This is a genomic window from Arcobacter sp. YIC-80 (assembly GCF_044841725.1).
Lineage (GTDB): Bacteria > Campylobacterota > Campylobacteria > Campylobacterales > Arcobacteraceae > Arcobacter_B.
In genome coordinates this window covers 384,782-400,525 of sequence record NZ_JBJBSI010000001.1, presented here as the reverse complement: position 1 = coordinate 400,525, position 15,744 = coordinate 384,782, and the positions used below count along the sequence as shown (strand labels likewise).

17 protein-coding genes and 4 tRNA genes are annotated in these 15,744 nt (G+C 28.9%); 11 read left to right on the top strand and 10 right to left on the bottom strand.

Features of this window, described 5'->3' with window-relative positions; genetic code table 11:
* The first annotated feature begins 5 nt into the window (after positions 1-5).
* Positions 6-1,961 carry a methionine--tRNA ligase gene (gene metG, locus ACH5BK_RS01810; RefSeq protein ID WP_404304093.1) on the top strand — a complete coding sequence of 652 codons (1,956 nt, stop codon included), beginning with the start codon at positions 6-8 and terminating at the stop codon, positions 1,959-1,961.
* A complete protein-coding gene (locus ACH5BK_RS01805) occupies positions 1,961-2,947 on the top strand; it encodes a peptidoglycan synthetase (RefSeq protein WP_404304092.1) in 987 nt (328 codons plus the stop codon). The genes metG and ACH5BK_RS01805 overlap by 1 nt, the downstream gene beginning before the upstream one ends.
* A 7-nt stretch (positions 2,948-2,954) precedes the next feature.
* Here the strand turns inward: ACH5BK_RS01805 and ACH5BK_RS01800 are convergent, their stop codons facing one another.
* Positions 2,955-3,611 (bottom strand): helix-turn-helix transcriptional regulator, encoded by a 657-nt coding sequence (locus ACH5BK_RS01800; protein WP_404304091.1) that lies wholly within the window; start codon positions 3,609-3,611, stop codon positions 2,955-2,957.
* A gap of 321 nt (positions 3,612-3,932) precedes the next feature.
* Between ACH5BK_RS01800 and ACH5BK_RS01795 the strand changes: the two genes are divergently transcribed.
* The 5 genes from ACH5BK_RS01795 (at position 3,933) to ACH5BK_RS01775 (ending at position 9,507) form a co-directional block, all read left to right on the top strand.
* Positions 3,933-4,178, top strand: a complete 246-nt coding sequence (locus ACH5BK_RS01795) for an OadG family protein (protein WP_404304090.1) — start codon at positions 3,933-3,935, stop codon at positions 4,176-4,178.
* A gap of 6 nt (positions 4,179-4,184) precedes the next feature.
* Entirely contained in the window at positions 4,185-5,972 is a 1,788-nt protein-coding gene (locus ACH5BK_RS01790) for a biotin/lipoyl-containing protein (RefSeq protein WP_404304089.1), read from the top strand.
* A 19-nt stretch (positions 5,973-5,991) separates the two neighbouring features.
* Positions 5,992-7,314 carry a sodium ion-translocating decarboxylase subunit beta gene (locus ACH5BK_RS01785; protein WP_404304088.1) on the top strand — a complete coding sequence of 441 codons (1,323 nt, stop codon included), beginning with the start codon at positions 5,992-5,994 and terminating at the stop codon, positions 7,312-7,314.
* Positions 7,315-7,346: 32 nt separating this feature from the next.
* Entirely contained in the window at positions 7,347-8,927 is a 1,581-nt protein-coding gene (pckA, locus tag ACH5BK_RS01780; RefSeq protein WP_404304087.1) for a phosphoenolpyruvate carboxykinase (ATP), read from the top strand.
* Between the two features lie 85 nt (positions 8,928-9,012).
* Positions 9,013-9,507 (top strand): hypothetical protein, encoded by a 495-nt coding sequence (locus tag ACH5BK_RS01775; RefSeq protein WP_404304086.1) that lies wholly within the window; start codon positions 9,013-9,015, stop codon positions 9,505-9,507.
* A 15-nt stretch (positions 9,508-9,522) separates the two neighbouring features.
* Here the strand turns inward: ACH5BK_RS01775 and ACH5BK_RS01770 are convergent, their stop codons facing one another.
* Positions 9,523-10,551 carry a bifunctional 3,4-dihydroxy-2-butanone 4-phosphate synthase/GTP cyclohydrolase II gene (locus tag ACH5BK_RS01770; protein WP_404304085.1) on the bottom strand — a complete coding sequence of 343 codons (1,029 nt, stop codon included), beginning with the start codon at positions 10,549-10,551 and terminating at the stop codon, positions 9,523-9,525.
* 119 nt (positions 10,552-10,670) lie between these two features.
* Here ACH5BK_RS01770 and ACH5BK_RS01765 point away from each other — a divergent pair.
* The 4 genes from ACH5BK_RS01765 to ACH5BK_RS01750 all read left to right on the top strand — a co-directional run bounded on the left by ACH5BK_RS01765 (position 10,671) and on the right by ACH5BK_RS01750 (position 11,041).
* A tRNA-Gln gene (locus ACH5BK_RS01765) sits at positions 10,671-10,745 on the top strand.
* A 16-nt stretch (positions 10,746-10,761) separates the two neighbouring features.
* Positions 10,762-10,838 (top strand) — tRNA-Met (locus tag ACH5BK_RS01760).
* Positions 10,839-10,850: 12 nt separating this feature from the next.
* A tRNA-Met gene (locus tag ACH5BK_RS01755) sits at positions 10,851-10,927 on the top strand.
* 37 nt (positions 10,928-10,964) lie between these two features.
* A tRNA-Thr gene (locus ACH5BK_RS01750) sits at positions 10,965-11,041 on the top strand.
* 38 nt (positions 11,042-11,079) lie between these two features.
* Here ACH5BK_RS01750 and ACH5BK_RS01745 read toward each other — a convergent pair.
* From ACH5BK_RS01745 to ribA, 8 genes are all read right to left on the bottom strand, one after another.
* On the bottom strand, positions 11,080-11,247 hold the full coding sequence (locus tag ACH5BK_RS01745) for an entericidin EcnAB (protein ID WP_404304084.1): 168 nt from the start codon (positions 11,245-11,247) through the stop codon (positions 11,080-11,082).
* 12 nt (positions 11,248-11,259) lie between these two features.
* Positions 11,260-11,604 (bottom strand): hypothetical protein, encoded by a 345-nt coding sequence (locus tag ACH5BK_RS01740; RefSeq protein ID WP_404304083.1) that lies wholly within the window; start codon positions 11,602-11,604, stop codon positions 11,260-11,262.
* A 143-nt stretch (positions 11,605-11,747) separates the two neighbouring features.
* Positions 11,748-13,763: a glycine--tRNA ligase subunit beta gene (glyS, locus tag ACH5BK_RS01735; protein WP_404304082.1), complete on the bottom strand. Its 2,016-nt coding sequence runs from the start codon at positions 13,761-13,763 to the stop codon at positions 11,748-11,750.
* Positions 13,756-13,911, bottom strand: a complete 156-nt coding sequence (locus ACH5BK_RS01730) for a hypothetical protein (RefSeq protein WP_404304081.1) — start codon at positions 13,909-13,911, stop codon at positions 13,756-13,758. The genes glyS and ACH5BK_RS01730 overlap by 8 nt, the downstream gene beginning before the upstream one ends.
* A gap of 71 nt (positions 13,912-13,982) precedes the next feature.
* On the bottom strand, positions 13,983-14,354 hold the full coding sequence (locus ACH5BK_RS01725) for a hypothetical protein (RefSeq protein ID WP_404304080.1): 372 nt from the start codon (positions 14,352-14,354) through the stop codon (positions 13,983-13,985).
* An 8-nt stretch (positions 14,355-14,362) separates the two neighbouring features.
* On the bottom strand, positions 14,363-14,584 hold the full coding sequence (locus tag ACH5BK_RS01720; protein WP_404304079.1) for a PP0621 family protein: 222 nt from the start codon (positions 14,582-14,584) through the stop codon (positions 14,363-14,365).
* On the bottom strand, positions 14,584-15,168 hold the full coding sequence (gene rsmG, locus ACH5BK_RS01715; RefSeq protein WP_404304078.1) for a 16S rRNA (guanine(527)-N(7))-methyltransferase RsmG: 585 nt from the start codon (positions 15,166-15,168) through the stop codon (positions 14,584-14,586). Before rsmG ends, ACH5BK_RS01720 begins: the two co-directional genes overlap by 1 nt.
* A complete protein-coding gene (gene ribA / locus ACH5BK_RS01710) occupies positions 15,168-15,743 on the bottom strand; it encodes a GTP cyclohydrolase II (RefSeq protein WP_404304077.1) in 576 nt (191 codons plus the stop codon). Before ribA ends, rsmG begins: the two co-directional genes overlap by 1 nt.
* Between the last annotated feature and the right edge of the window lies 1 nt (position 15,744).

Sequence of the window (15,744 nt, the reverse complement as noted above, 5' to 3'; positions counted from 1 at the left end):
AAAGAATGGAAGAATCTTGTAAAAATGTATATATAACAACACCAATTTATTATGTAAATGATGTGGCTCATATAGGTCATGCGTACACTACTATTATTGCGGATATGCTAGCTAGATATTCAAGATTAACAGGTGCAAATACTTATTTTTTAACAGGAACAGATGAGCATGGTCAAAAAATTGCTCAAAGTGCAGAACAAAGAGGTAAAACGCCAAAAGAGTATGCTGATGAAGTTTCAGGTAAATTCAAAGCTTTATGGGATGACTTTGATATTACTTATGATAAGTTCATTAGAACAACGGATGAACAACATAAAAAAGGTGTTCAAAAAGCTTTTGAAACAATGTATAACAAAGGTGACATTTATAAAGGTGAATATGAAGGTTTTTATTGTGTGTCATGTGAGACATTCTTTACTGAAAAGCAACTAATTGATGAACAGTTCTGTCCTGATTGTGGTAAACCAACTAATATTGTAAAAGAAGAGAGTTTCTTTTTTAAATTATCTGCTTATGAAGATAAACTTATCAAATGGTATGAAGAAAATGAAGACTGCATTTTACCAAGATCAAAGAAAAATGAAATTGTTAATTTTGTAAAAGGTGGTTTAAGAGATTTATCTATTTCAAGAACATCATTTGATTGGGGTGTTAAACTTCCAGATTCTCTTGATGAACCTTTACACGTTATGTATGTATGGCTAGATGCCTTAATGAACTATATTACTGCGTTAGGTTATGGGACTGATGAAAAAGATATGAACCATTGGCCTGCTTCAACTCATTTAGTAGGAAAAGATATTTTAAGATTCCATGCTATTTATTGGCCTGCATTTTTAATGTCTTTAGACTTACCTCTTCCAAAACATATAGCTGCTCATGGTTGGTGGACTAGAGATGGTGAAAAAATGTCAAAATCAAAAGGAAATGTTGTAAATCCTAAAGAAGTTGCAGACGCTTATGGTTTAGATGCATTTAGATATTTTATGTTAAGAGAAGTTCCTTTTGGTCAAGATGGTGACTTTTCTCAAAAAGCTTTAATGGATAGAATTAATTCAGACTTAGGAAATGACTTAGGAAACTTATTAAATAGAATTTCTGGTATGTCTGGAAAATATTTTGATTTTAAAGTTACTTCAAAAGATGTAGAAAAATTCCATAAAAAAGAACTTGAAGAAGTAGAAACAATCTTAAATAATATTGAAGAATATCTTTATAATATGCAAATTAATAGATATTTAGAAGATATTTGGAAGGTATTAACAGTTGCTAATAAAGCAATTGGAGATTATGAACCTTGGGCTAAAATGAAAGAAGGCAAAGAAGATGAAGCAATGGCATTAGTAGCTTTAATTACTAATATTATGGCTAGAGTTGCTATTCTTTTAGATTCAGTAATGCCAGAAAAAATATCAAAAATAGCTGAGTCTTTAGGTCTTGAAATTACAACTGAAAACTATATTAAGTTAATTAAAAATAAAGAACTATTAGAAGATACTACTATTACTAAAGTTTCTCAACTTTTCCCAAGAATTGAAGAGATTTTATTAGAACAAGCTAAAACTTCTGAAGTATCAAAAAATGAAGCAGAAAAAAAGTCTGAGTCTAAAAAAGAAGTAATTGAAGAAGATGATAATTTGATTACAATTGATAAGTTTTTTGAAACAACTTTAAAAATAGGAACAATTGTAGAAGCCGAAGAAGTGCCTAAATCAAAAAAATTATTAAAGTTACAAGTTGATTTAGGAGAGGGGAAAAATAGACAAATTCTAGCTGGTATAAAAGAATTTTATAATGCAAGTGATTTAGTTGGAACACAAGCTTGTGTTGTAGCAAACTTAAAACCTGCAAAATTAATGGGAATGCTTTCTGAGGGTATGTTAATGGCAGCTAAAGATGAAAATGGTTTATCTTTAATCAGACCAGAAACTGCAAAAAAATCAGGAACAAAAATAAGCTAGTGCAAATTTCATCTTTAATAGATATCATTGATGGGAGACTTTTAAACTCTCCCTCAATTTCATTTATTTATTCTTTTAAAACAGATCCTTCAAAAGTAAAAGAAGGAGATTTATTTATAGCTAGAACTATTAATGATATCCCACTTGCTGTACAAAATGGAGCATTTGCAATTGTTTCACAAGATATTCATCCAATTATTGATAAAGAGATTGCATGGATAAAAGTTTTAGATGTTGATTTATCAATAATTCAGTTAATTAGATTTAAATTAGCAAATTATAACATTAAAGCATATCATTGTAATAATGCTTCATACGATTTAATGAAAATTTATTCTCAAACTACAAGTAAAAATATTAAGTTTATTTCTAATAATTTAGATAGTTTTATTAAAAACATTGATGATATTCAAGATAATGATGTTATTTTTTCAAGAAATAAAGAGCTTTTAGAAAAAATCTATCCAAATATAGAAGCATTTGATTATAAAATAAAATATGCTAATTTAATAGAACACTCTTTATTTGAAGTATCATTTACGTATAAAGATATATATTTTTCTAAATTAAAGTTATCTAAAATATATATAGAAGATTTTTTAAGAGTTTATGATTTCTTTAATAAAGATATTGATTTATTAAAATTAAAATCTTTTAATTATTTTAAACCACTTTTTTTAGATAAGTCTTTAGAAATTATAGAATTTGGAAAAAGTGATAAATTTATAATTACTCAAAATAATTTAGAATTAGTAGCAAGTGAAATTAGTTATTTAAAAAATAAGTTCAAATATGCAAAAACATTATTTATAACTTCTAAATATAGTCAACATTTAGAAAAAAATCAAATTATAGTGAAAACTACAGATGAGTTGAAAGAAATATTAAAGAAAAATAGTTTTAATGCTGTTTACGTTATAGGTTTTACTTATGATGAAATTGCTCAAGCTTTACAAAAGTTAGAAAAGCAAGCTTCTCTTTTCTAACTTTATTTTAATAAACCATTCCAAATGAGCTTATTACCTTTCCTACAACTTGAATATCTTCAGTACTAAGTATTTGAGCAGGATAATCTTTATTATCTGAGATAATATCAAAATTTCCATCTACTCTTTTTTGTATTCTTTTTACAAAAAGTCCATGATTTGTAGTAAACGCAAAAATTCCATCTCTTGAGGGATCATTTTTGGTTTTGTCAACAAATATGATATTTTCATCATTGAGTGTTGGTTCCATTGAATCCCCTACTACATTAATAGCATCAATATTTTTTAGATTATCTTCTCCTCCTAACATTTCTATAAAATATGGAGGAACCTCTAATGATTCATAATTATCATCTGCATCATAAGCTCCTCCTCCAGCACTTACATTAACAGAAGGATAGTATTTAATCCAGTATTTATCTGTAGAATCTACTAATGAGTCAGGATTTTGATTATAAAGCAACCAATTAATAGATATTTTTTTTAAAGCACAAAAATTTAAGATATTTTGATAAGGAATTTTGCCTCTATTTTTCATAGTTGCAAAATTTGCTTGACTTAGTTCTAATGAGTTTGCAACATCTTTATCAAAAACTTTTCCATTTTTACCATCTGCACTAATAATATCTTTAAGTTTGTCAATAATTTCACTAACATCTAACATTTTTACTCCTAATACATACTAATTACATAATTATATTACAAAATGAAATATTTTTCAAGGTTTTTTAAAAAATATCATAGAATTTGAAATATTTATTGAAAAAGGATATTAAATGGAAAGAAAAATAACTATAAGTATAGATAATTTTCTTGAATTTTTTCAAAAACTTGACATATTGATTTATAAATTTGGTGAAAAAGTACTTTAAATTACTAAAATTTATAAATTTAATACAAATAAAAGATAAGTATAAATGTTAATAAAGGTACTTTTATATATTATTACAGTGATAATTACATGGTGGTAACCACGGAGAGTATTATGGAAGTAAACTTAATCACAGAAGCACTGAAGTTCATGTTATTGGGAATGGGAGTAGTATTTTCATTTTTAATAATTATGATATTTGTTTTAAAAGCACAAGCTGCTTTAATCACAAAGTATTTTCCTCAAAAGGAAAAGAAGCCTACTGCAAATAAACCTGTTGGTTCATCTGCATCTAACAATTCTGCAAAGACAGCTGCTATCATAGCAGCAGTTCAACATCACAAAAATCTAAAAGGTTAAAATAAAATGGCTAAAAAGTATATTGATGTTATGGATACTACTTTTAGGGATGGATTTCAATCTGTCTTTGGAGGTAGAGTTTTAATGGAAGATTTCTTTCCAGCTGTAGAAGCTGCGAAAGATGCTGGTATAACTCATTTTGAGTTTGGTGGAGGAGCGAGATTCCAATCTTTATTCTTTTACTTACAAGAAAATGCATTTGAAATGATGGACAAATTCAGAGAAATTGTTGGTCCAGATGCAAATCTACAAACTCTTGCAAGAGGTATCAATACAGTAATGTTAGATACTGGTTCAAGAGAACTAATTGACTTACACGCAAAAATGTTTGCAAAACACGGTACAACTACTATTAGAAACTTTGATGCTTTAAATGATGTACAAAATTTAGAGTACTCTGCAGAATGTATTAAAAAATATGGTTTAAATCATGAAGTTGTTGTTACACTAATGGATTTACCTCCAGGATGTGAAGGTGCTCATGATGTTCCTTTTTATGAAAAAACATTAAGACAAATTTTAGATAGTGGTATTCCACATGACTCAATTTGTTTTAAAGATGCTTCAGGGACATCATCTCCTCAAAAAGTGTATGAAACTATCCAAATGGCTAGAAAGTTAGTTGGTGAAGATACTCATATTAGATTGCATACACATGAAACAGCAGGTGTTTCTGTTGCTTGTTATTTAGCAGCATTAGAAGCTGGTGCTAATGGAATTGATTTAGCAGCATCTCCTGTTTCAGGTGGTACATCTCAACCTGATATTTTAACAATGTTACATGCTGTTAAAGGTAAAAACTATGATTTAGGTGGTTTAGATATTGAGAAAATCTTAAAATATCAAGAAACTTTAAATGATTGTTTAGGTGAATATTTTATGCCACCTGAAGCAACTCAAGTTTCACCTTTAATTCCTTTCTCACCTATGCCAGGGGGAGCATTAACTGCTAATACTCAAATGATGAGAGATAATGGTACTTTAGATAAGTTCCCAGAAGTTATAAAAGCAATGAGAGAAGTTGTTGAAAAAGGTGGATATGGTACATCTGTAACTCCTGTTTCTCAATTTTATTGGCAACAAGCTTACGCAAATGTAATGTTTGGACCATGGAAACAAATTGCACCTGGATATGGGAAAATGGTTCTTGGATACTTTGGTAAAACACCTGTTGAACCTGATGCTGAAGTTGTTGCATTAGCAGCAGAAAAATTAAAAATGGAACCTACAACTGAAAATCCACTTGATATTGCAGATAGAGATGAAAAGAAAAAAATCTCTGTATGGAAACAAAGATTAGAAATGGAAGGTTTAGAAACTTCAGAAGAAAACATTTTCATTGCTGCTGCATGTGATGAAAAAGGAATTGCTTTCTTAAAAGGTGATTCACCATTAAATGTAAGAAAAAATGATACAACACAAGGGGAAAATACAATGGCAAATGCAACTGGAAACTATACTGTAGTAGTAGATGGACAAAAATTTAATGTAAGTATTGCTGAAGGAGATGCTGATATTCAAGTAACTCCAGCAACAAATAATACTTCTGCTTCATCAGCAACACCTATTGTAAATGGTGAAGCTACTGAAGTTCCTGCAACTGTTAATGGTAATGTATGGAAAATTTTAGTAAATGAAGGTGAAAAAGTAGAAAAAGATCAAAAAATAATGATTTTAGAAGCGATGAAAATGGAAATTGATATTAATGCCCCAGTTGCAGGTACTATAAGTAAAATTACAGTGGGTGCTAATGAATCAGTAGATGAAGGACAAACATTAGCTATTATTGGCTAATTGTATATTTGGAGTTAATATGAAAAAAAACCTATTTATCTTACTGTTTACAATATTAAGTGTTTTTTCAATAAATTCACTAGCTGCATCAGCACCTGTTGAAGGTGCTGGTGAGCAAAAAGAGTATCATTCTAAAACAATGACAGAACTTGTTGAATCATTTTATGATACAACAGGTTTAAAAGCAATTATTTCTCCTGTTGAAGGTTTAAAAGGACCTCATGGAGAAGAATTAACTAAATTTGCACAAAGCTTTGGTAGAATCATTATGATTCTTATTTGTTTTGTATTATTTTATTTAGCTATTAAAAAAGGTTTTGAACCTTTACTATTAATACCTATTGGATTTGGTGGACTTTTAGCAAATATTCCAATTGCTGAAATTGCTGGTGAAGATGGTATGTTAGGTATTATTTACAATATGGGTATTGCTAATGAATTCTTTCCCCTATTAATTTTTATGGGTGTTGGAGCAATGACTGACTTTGGTCCTTTATTAGCAAATCCTAAAACTGCATTACTTGGTGGTGCAGCACAATTTGGTATTTTTGGTTCATTAGTTGGTGCTGTTGTACTATCTCAATATCTTCCAGGAATTGACTTTACACTACAACAATCAGCAGCTATTTCTATTATTGGTGGAGCTGATGGGCCAACATCAATTTTTATTGCTTCTGCTTTAGCACCTGAGTTACTTGGAGCAATTGCAGTTGCTGCTTATTCTTATATGGCATTAGTACCTGTAATTCAACCTCCAATTATGAGAGCATTGACATCAATGGAAGAAAGAAAAATTAAAATGGGTTCTACTAGAAAAGTTTCTAAATTAGAAAAAATAGTATTCCCTCTTATTGTTTTAGTTTTAACATTATTAATTTTACCTGATGCATCGCCATTAATTGGTGCTTTATGTTTTGGTAATTTTGCTAAAGAATCAGGAGTTGTTGATAGATTATCTGATACAATGCAAAATGCATTAATCAATATTGTTACAATCTTCTTAGGTCTTGGTGTTGGTTCTAAACTTGCTGCTGAACAATTCTTAGTTGCAGAAACTATGGGTATTATGGCTATTGGATTAGTTGCATTTGCTTCTGGTACTGCAATGGGAGTTATCATGGCAAAAGTTATGAATATGTTAAGTTCAAAAGAGAATCAAGTAAATCCACTTATTGGTGCAGCTGGAGTATCTGCTGTTCCTATGGCAGCGAGAGTTGTTAGTAAAGAGGGTCAACAGTACGATCCATCAAATGTATTATTAATGCATGCAATGGGCCCAAATGTTGCGGGAGTAATCGGATCAGCAGTTGCAGCTGGTGTTCTGTTATCAATTTTTAAATAAAACAAATTTTATATAGTAGGGAAAGTTAAATTATGTCTGAGATTAAAGACGCTTTAGGTCTAGAAAATGTAGGTGAAGTAAAAAGGAATCTTGATATAGATTCTTTAATTAAAGATGCAGTAGCAAATGAAGGAGCAAGAGTTTCTTCAACTGGTGCTTTAATGGTAGATACTGGTATTTTCACAGGAAGAAGTCCAAAAGACAAATTCTTTGTTAACCAAGATCCTTCGAATAAATATATTGCATGGGGTGATATAAATCAAAAAGTTTCAAGTGAAGTTTATGAAGATTTATTAAAAAACTCTAAAAAGCAATTAAGTAATAAAGATTTATATGTTACTGATGTTTATTGTGGAGCTTCATTAGATTCTAGAAAATCTGTAAGATTTATTACAGAAGTGGCATGGCAAGCACATTTTATTCAAAATATGTTTATTGTTCCTCAAACACAAGAAGAATTAGATAATTTTGAGCCAGAGTTTACTGTTTATAACTCTTGTAAAACGTGTGATATGTCTTATGCGAGTCATGGTTTACATTCAGAAGTTTATGTGGTATTTAATGTAGAAGAAAACACAGCTATTATTGGTGGTACATGGTATGCTGGTGAAATGAAAAAAGGTGTTTTCTCTATGATGAATTATTGGCTTCCTTTAGAAGGTAAGCTTCCAATGCATTGTTCAGCAAACATTGGAAAAGATGGTGATACTGCATTATTCTTTGGATTATCAGGGACTGGAAAAACTACATTATCTACAGATCCTAATAGAGCTTTAATTGGTGATGATGAACATGGTTGGGATGACAATGGTATTTTCAATTTTGAAGGTGGTTGTTATGCTAAAGTAATTAACTTAGACGAAAGTTCTGAACCTGAAATTTTTGGTGCTATTAAAAAAGGTGCTATTTTAGAAAATGTTGTTGCTGATGAAAATGGTGTTGTTGATTATTCAGATGGTTCAAAGACAGAGAATACGAGAGTATCTTATCCATTAGATCATATTGAAAATCATACTCCTGATATGAGGGGTGGACATCCAACAAATATTATTTTCTTATGTGCAGATGCTTTTGGTGTTTTACCTCCAGTGGCAAAGCTTGATAAACAGCAAGCAATGTATTATTTCTTAAGTGGATATACAGCTAAAGTTGCAGGAACTGAAAGAGGAATTACTGAACCCGTTGCTACATTCTCATCTTGTTTTGGTGAAGCATTTTTACCTCTTAATCCTACTAAATATGCTGAATTATTAGGACAAAAAATTGATAAGCATGGAGTTAATGTTTATTTAGTTAACACTGGATGGACAGGTGGTCCTTATGGTGTTGGTTCAAGAATGAGTATTAAAAATACTAGAGCTTGTATAAATGGAATTTTAGATGGTTCTATTGAAAAATCAGAATTTGAAACGTTACCAGTATTTAATTTATCAATTCCTAAAACATTAAATGGTGTTGATACTGAGGTTTTAAATCCTAGAAATACATGGGAAGATAAAGCTGCTTACGATGAAACTAAGAAGAAGTTAGCAGGTATGTATATTGAAAACTTTAAAAAATACTTAACTTTAGAAAGTGAATATGATTTCACAGCTGCAGGACCAATATTATAAGGTATAATTCTACTATAAAAAGTTTACTGTTAAAAGGAGTGAAGTTTTCACTCCTTTTTTTCATTAAATAAAATAGGAGAAATATATGAGATTATCAGATTTTTTAGCTGACATTAAAAATACAGAAGACGAAGTAGTACATTATTGTTGTAAACACTTATTATCAAAAAAGTATAATGTTGAAGAAGATTCTTTAGATGAAGAAACTTTAAAATCATTACTTGTAGATTATGATAATTTTAGTAGAGCACTAAATGATAGTGCAGGTACAATTTATAGAAAGTATGAAGCTGAGTTAAATGATGTATATAAAAGCATTTGTAATAAGTTTAATGAAGATTATGATAATAAATCTCTTTTTGAATATAGATTAGCTAGAGTTTCAAATCAAGAACCTAGACAATTTTTAGATATTGAGGATAGAGATACACAAGAAACTGTTATTCAAAAATATGAAGATAAAATCAATGCTATACTTGAATCAAAATATTATAAAGAGAATAAAGAAGAGTTATCTAATAATTTAGTGATTCCTCAAAAAACATTAGATCTAATTAAATCAGCAGCTGGTTTAGTTTGATTTTTCAAATAGAGTTTAACACTCTATTTGAATTTCTTCAATTATTTCTAATCCAAAACCTTGTAATCCTACAAATGAATGTTTTCCTCCACTTGTCATAAGTTTAATTTGTTTTATATTTAAAGAATTAAGGATTTGTGCCCCTATTCCATAATCTTTTTGAGTTTCTCTTTTTTTCTCATCAGATAAGAAAATTAATACTCCCCCTTTTGCTTGTAAAAAGTTAATTGTTTTTAACATAGAATTTAATTTTTCATCTTTTAAAAATAGTTCTATATCAGGTAAAATTGTATGGAATTTTACATGACTTATTTCATTTTGATCTCCAAGAAGTATTGCAGTATGTATATTCCCTAAATGATCTTTAAATTCTTTTTTCTTTGCGTTACTTCCTAAAAATACTGTTTCTTCATTACTGATTTCTTCAACAAGTTTTTCATGTGATAATCTATACTCAACTAAATCTGAAATATAAATTTGTTTCATATTGTGTTTTTGGGCAAAAATATCTAAATCATCTCTTCTTGCCATTGTTCCATCTTCTTTCATTATTTCACAAATAACAGCTTCGCCATTTAATCCTGCAAGTTTACATAAATCTACACTACCTTCTGTGTGACCTGTTCTTACTAAAACACCACCATCTTTTGCTATAAGTGGGAATATATGCCCTGGTCTTACAAGTTCAGATGCTTTTGAAACAGGATTAGCTAAAATTTTAATTGTATCATCTCTTTCCCCTGCACTAATTCCTGTTGCTGCATCTGCTGCATCAACTGAAACTGTAAATGCAGTCTCATAAGATGAAGTGTTAGAATTAACCATAGGATTTAATTCTAATTTATTTGCAGTTTCTTTTGTAACTGATACACAAATTAAACCTTTTGCATGAGTAGCCATAAAGTTAACTTTCTCTGGTGTACTTAATGCTGCTGAATAAACTAAATCTCCTTCATTCTCTCTATCTTCATCATCTAACATGATGACCATATTTCCTTTTTGTATTTCTTCAATTGCTTCTTTTACTCTTTGTATTGCGTTCATATCTCATCTTTTTAATAGTTTTTTTAATATATGATATATTATATCAGAAATTTTAAAATTCTTTATAAAAGCACTTGACAAATATCATGATTTCTACTATAATTTCGGCACTTAAAAAATGGGGTATCGCCAAGTGGTAAGGCAACGGTTTTTGGTATCGTCATTCGTAGGTTCGAGTCCTACTACCCCATCCATTTTAGGTACTTTTAACGCGGAATAGAGCAGCTAGGTAGCTCGTCGGGCTCATAACCCGAAGGTCACAGGTTCAAATCCTGTTTCCGCAACCAAATAGCCATAGTGTCAAGGTAGCTCAGCTGGCTAGAGCGCTGGTCTCATAAGCCGGAGGTCGAGAGTTCAAGTCTCTCTCTTGACACCATTATTCACAAAGTGAATAATACTTAATATTTTTGGAAGCTGGTGTAGCTCAGTTGGCTAGAGCAGCTGATTTGTAATCAGCAGGTCGGGGGTTCAAGTCCCTTCACCAGCTCCATTAAACTTTACTAAATACAAATAATCATTAAAATATATTTATTCAGTAGCTTTATGTATTGCTTCTTTTGTTCCTTCATACACTTTTTTAGTACCTTTTTTTGTTGCTTGCCAAGCATCAGAACTATCCTCTTTTACACCTTCCCATGTAGCACAAGCATTAAATAAAAATGCCGATATTATAAGTAGTAAGATATTTGTTTTCATGAGTCTTTTCCTTTATGGGTGTGGATTCTCAAAGAATATATAGTTTGTAGAATAATCTGAAAACTCAAAATAAACTTTACTTTCATTATTATCTTTTTTAAAGTTTAAATTTTCATCAAGAATTCCATAACCAAATCTATATGGTCTATTATTTTTACCTTCAGTTGCTACAGCAGTTGAAAGTTTATCAATTTTTATAAATCTTTTTACTAGTTTTTCTCCTGCATAAACTTCAAGTACACCATTTACCCCTGTCCAATTCTGAATATATCTATTTATTTTATTTTGTTTTTCTTCACAGCCATTAAAAAAAAGTGCTGTTGCAATTATTGACGTACTTATTAGTATTTTTTTCATTAAATCTCCTTAAAATGTAATTTAAAATAAAAGTGTACAACAAATGCACTAAAATGAAAATAATTAGTTATATATTAAACAATAGAATGTGAAAATTTAAATTTGTGAGTCTATAAATAGGGTTTTGCCCTATTTATATTTATTTAGATAGTAATTTCTTTAATATCAGCGATTTTTCTGAAAGCTTGGTAAACTTTACCAATTGTATTTTTTCTATTTCTTTTAATAGCTTCATTTTCATGGTTTACGAAAACGTTATCAAAGAAATTATCAAGTTGTGGTTTTAAACTAAATAAAGCTTCTAATTCTTCATCATAAGTTATATAGTTTTTTGATGTAATTTTATTAAAAGTTTCAACTAATTGTTTTTCTGCTTCATCTTCAAGAAGTTCTTCTTTTACTGTTAGTTCTGAATTAACATCTAAATCTTTTATAATATTTGCAACTCTTTTAAATGTTGCTGTATATTCTTTAAAATTATCACTTTGAACAATTGGATTTAAAGCGCAAAGTTTTTTAGAAATTTTAAATATATCAGTCTCTTGTGAACCAAGAACTGCTTTTAATACTGATGGATTTACATCAAAAATTTTAAATAATCTTTCATTGAAAAATTCAATTAATTGTGATTTATCTAAGCCTGGATAATTTGAAGATAATGTATCTATGATTTTATCTAAATCAACTGATAACTCATGTTCCATAGCAATTTTAACAATACCTGCTGCTGCTCTTCTTAATCCAAATGGATCTTTTGAACCAGTAGGAATTTTTCCAACACTAAATAATCCCATCAGATTATCTAGTTTATATGCTAAAGCTACTACTGCAGAGAATTTATTTGATGGTAATTCTGAGTCTTCTCCATCTGGTAAGTACTGTTCTTTAAGAGCTGTATATACTAGTTCATCTTCTCCTGCAAGTTTTGCATAGTAGTATCCCATAAGACCTTGAAGTTCTGTAAATTCAAATACCATTTCAGACATTAAGTCTGCTTTACTTAGCATTACAGCTTTTTCAATAAGTTCTTTTTGCTCAATATTAAAAGTGTCAGCTAAGAAAGAAGCAATTTTTGCTTCTCTTTCACATTTTTCATACATAGAACCTAAACCTTCTACAAATGTAAGTTTTTTAAGTCCTTCATTTGAAAGTCCTGCTTTAATATCGTTTTTCCAGAAGAACATACCATCTGCAAGTCTTGGTCGTAGAACCTTTTCGTTACCTTCAATAATGTATCCAAAGTCATTTGTTTTAGAGTTTGATACAACGATAAAGTTATTTGTTAATTTGTCATCTTTATAAACAGCAAAATATCTTTGATGTTCTTTCATAGAAGTTACAATAACTTCTTCAGGAAGTTCTAAAAACTCTTCATCAAATTTACCAATTAATGCTGTTGGATACTCTGTAATTGCTACTACTTCTTCTAGTAATTCTTTATCAATTTCAATTTTTACACCATCTCTTTGCTCAATTTCTTTCATTTGATCTAAAATGATTTTTCTTCTTTCATCTGGGTATAAAATAACACCATTTTTATCAAGTTTACAGAAATAATCACCTGCAAAATCAAATGTAAAAGGTTCATAAGAAACCATTCTATGGGCAAATGAAAAGTTAGAAGATTTTACACCAAATAATTCCCCTTGAACAATTTCTTCTCCTAACATAATACTTAAACTTCTAATAGGTCTAATAAAGCTATCTGTTCTTGAAGCCCATCTCATAGATTTTCCAAAGTTTAATGAAGAAATAAATTCATTTACCATAGTATTTAATAATTCAGTACTATTTGTTCCTATTACTTCTTTTTTGTAGTATAAAACTTCCCCTCTTCCTTGATCAATTTTTTCTAATTCATCTACATTTACACCACATTTTTTAGCAAAACCAAGTGCAGCTCCTGTTGGTTCACCATCTTTAAAAGCAATTTTTACAGGTGCTCCAAACATTTCTTGTATTGAGTTTTCTTGTTTTACTTGAAATTCTCTATGCCATAATACTAATCTTCTTGGTGTATAGAAAAATTCAAAATCTGTTAATAATCTATTTTTTTCTAAAATGTCACTCCATTTTTTTTCAATATTTGGTAACTCTTTTAAAAATGGAATTGCTGGTAATTCTTCAACACCAATCTCTATTAATAATGGTTTATTCATCTACTGTTTCCTTATTAGAAGTCTTGTCATCTTTATTTTCTATTTTATCTTTGTATTTCTGTATTTGTTGTTTATTAAAGTTGATAATGAATAATGCAATCATAATAACAAACATAATAAGAATTACTATATCTAATATTTCTTTCATATTTTTGCCTATATATTTATATAAAAGGTAATTATATTATCTAATGTTTGCTTATTTTTTGGTTAGTTATTTTAATCAAGAATTGACTTATAAATAACTCCATCTATTTCAAATGAAGCTATTTCTTCTAATTCATTATTAGATGTTATTATAGCTAACACTTTTGAGTCAAACATATAGTTTTCTGCAACCTTTTGAATTTGTTTTGCTAAGTTTTTAGATGCAATAATATATTTTGCATTTAAAGCATTTGCATAAATTGCTTCTTTTATTGATGCTACTACAATAGCACTATTTAAATTATTTTTAAATGTATATTTTAATATTTCTTCGTTATAACCAAATGAAATAAGACTATTTGCTTTAGTTTTATATATTTCATCAATTGAAGAGATATTAAAAACTTCTTCAAAGGGTACAAGTTTATCACCAATTAGAATCATTCTTAATCCTACTTATTATTTAAGCACTCTTTAGAACAGTAGAATTTCCCATTACTTAATATTGCTTCTTTTTGAGAAACATAAGTTTTACAAGTTGGACATTCAACCATTTCATCAGAAATGCTTTCATCTTTTTTTGTTTGTACAATATCTTTTTCTCTGCCTTTTTTAAAGAAAATTAAATAAACAAAGAATAATACAACTAGTACCGCTAAAATTTTTAATATCATTATTTACCTTTTATATATAGATAGTTTCTATCTTTTCTATTTACTATTGTATAGTTATTTACTTTAGCATTTTCTATTTCTTCATTTACAAGTGAACCTTTATAGAAAAGATAAGAACTTGTTTCTTGTTTAATGTTTTTAGTTATGTCTAAAAGTAAATTTGTATTAGTAACAGCTCTTGAAGTTATTAAATCTACATTTAAATCTTCTACTTTTTCTACCCTGTTACAAATAACAGTTAAGTTTTCAAGTTTTAAACTTGCTTTTACAAAGTTTAAAAAAGAGACTCTTTTAACTCTTGGTTCAATAAGATACGCTTTTACATCTCTTAGTGCTATAGCAAGAATAAGTCCAGGATATCCAGCCCCTGTTCCAATATCAGCAAAACTTTTATGTTTATCTATAAATTTAAGCGGATATACTGAATCTAGTATATTTTCATTTATGTCATTTATTTGAAGGCTTCCTGTTAAATTATGAACTTGGCCCCATTGTCTAAGTAGTTTTGTGAAAACTTCACAATCTTCATAAAATTTATCATCAAATTTTAAATCATTTGATTCTATTAATTCTTTTAAACTCATTATAACATGTGTCCCATTTGATCTTTTTTTGTTTTTAAATAGTGTTCATTGTGTTTGTTTGTAACTGTAATTGCTGGAACTCTTTTTACTATATCAATTCCAATACCTTCAACATATTCAATTTTTTTAGGATTATTAGTAATTAGTTTTATTTGATTAACTTTTAAATCTTTAAAAATATATTCAACTACTCTATAGTCCCTATCATCTTCTCCAAAGCCTAATTCAAGATTAGCTTCAATAGTATTTCTACCTTGATCTTGAAGAGCATAAGCATTTACTTTATTAAATAAACCTATATTTCTTCCTTCTTGTCTATGGTAGATTATAAGACCACCCTCTTTTGCTATAAAATCTAATGCTAAATTTAATTGATTTTGACAATCACACTTTAAACTTCCTAGTGTATCGCCTGTTAGGCATTCTGAGTGAATTCGTACAAAGGGTGCTTTTATATTTTCAAAGTTTTCACTCATAATTGCTAAATGTTCTTGATTTCCATCTTTATATGCTTTTATTCTAAACTTTCCATGTTTTGTAGGTAGGTTAGCAATATTTGATTGTATTATATTCATT

Bases quoted from the DNA above. Each gene is read 5' to 3' on its own strand.
- metG (WP_404304093.1), top strand. From the start codon at position 6: ATGGAAGAATCTTGTAAAAATGTATATATAACAACACCAATTTATTAT.
- pckA (WP_404304087.1), top strand. From the start codon at position 7,347: ATGTCTGAGATTAAAGACGCTTTAGGTCTAGAAAATGTAGGTGAAGTA.
- ACH5BK_RS01730 (WP_404304081.1), bottom strand. From the start codon at position 13,911: ATGAAAGAAATATTAGATATAGTAATTCTTATTATGTTTGTTATTATG.
- ACH5BK_RS01720 (WP_404304079.1), bottom strand. From the start codon at position 14,584: ATGATATTAAAAATTTTAGCGGTACTAGTTGTATTATTCTTTGTTTAT.
- rsmG (WP_404304078.1), bottom strand. From the start codon at position 15,168: ATGAGTTTAAAAGAATTAATAGAATCAAATGATTTAAAATTTGATGAT.
- ACH5BK_RS01725 (WP_404304080.1), bottom strand. From the start codon at position 14,354: ATGATTCTAATTGGTGATAAACTTGTACCCTTTGAAGAAGTTTTTAAT.
- ACH5BK_RS01775 (WP_404304086.1), top strand. From the start codon at position 9,013: ATGAGATTATCAGATTTTTTAGCTGACATTAAAAATACAGAAGACGAA.
- ACH5BK_RS01770 (WP_404304085.1), bottom strand. From the start codon at position 10,551: ATGAACGCAATACAAAGAGTAAAAGAAGCAATTGAAGAAATACAAAAA.
- ACH5BK_RS01785 (WP_404304088.1), top strand. From the start codon at position 5,992: ATGAAAAAAAACCTATTTATCTTACTGTTTACAATATTAAGTGTTTTT.
- ACH5BK_RS01800 (WP_404304091.1), bottom strand. From the start codon at position 3,611: ATGTTAGATGTTAGTGAAATTATTGACAAACTTAAAGATATTATTAGT.
- ACH5BK_RS01790 (WP_404304089.1), top strand. From the start codon at position 4,185: ATGGCTAAAAAGTATATTGATGTTATGGATACTACTTTTAGGGATGGA.
- glyS (WP_404304082.1), bottom strand. From the start codon at position 13,763: ATGAATAAACCATTATTAATAGAGATTGGTGTTGAAGAATTACCAGCA.
- ACH5BK_RS01745 (WP_404304084.1), bottom strand. From the start codon at position 11,247: ATGAAAACAAATATCTTACTACTTATAATATCGGCATTTTTATTTAAT.
- ACH5BK_RS01740 (WP_404304083.1), bottom strand. From the start codon at position 11,604: ATGAAAAAAATACTAATAAGTACGTCAATAATTGCAACAGCACTTTTT.
- ACH5BK_RS01795 (WP_404304090.1), top strand. From the start codon at position 3,933: ATGGAAGTAAACTTAATCACAGAAGCACTGAAGTTCATGTTATTGGGA.
- ribA (WP_404304077.1), bottom strand. From the start codon at position 15,743: ATGAATATAATACAATCAAATATTGCTAACCTACCTACAAAACATGGA.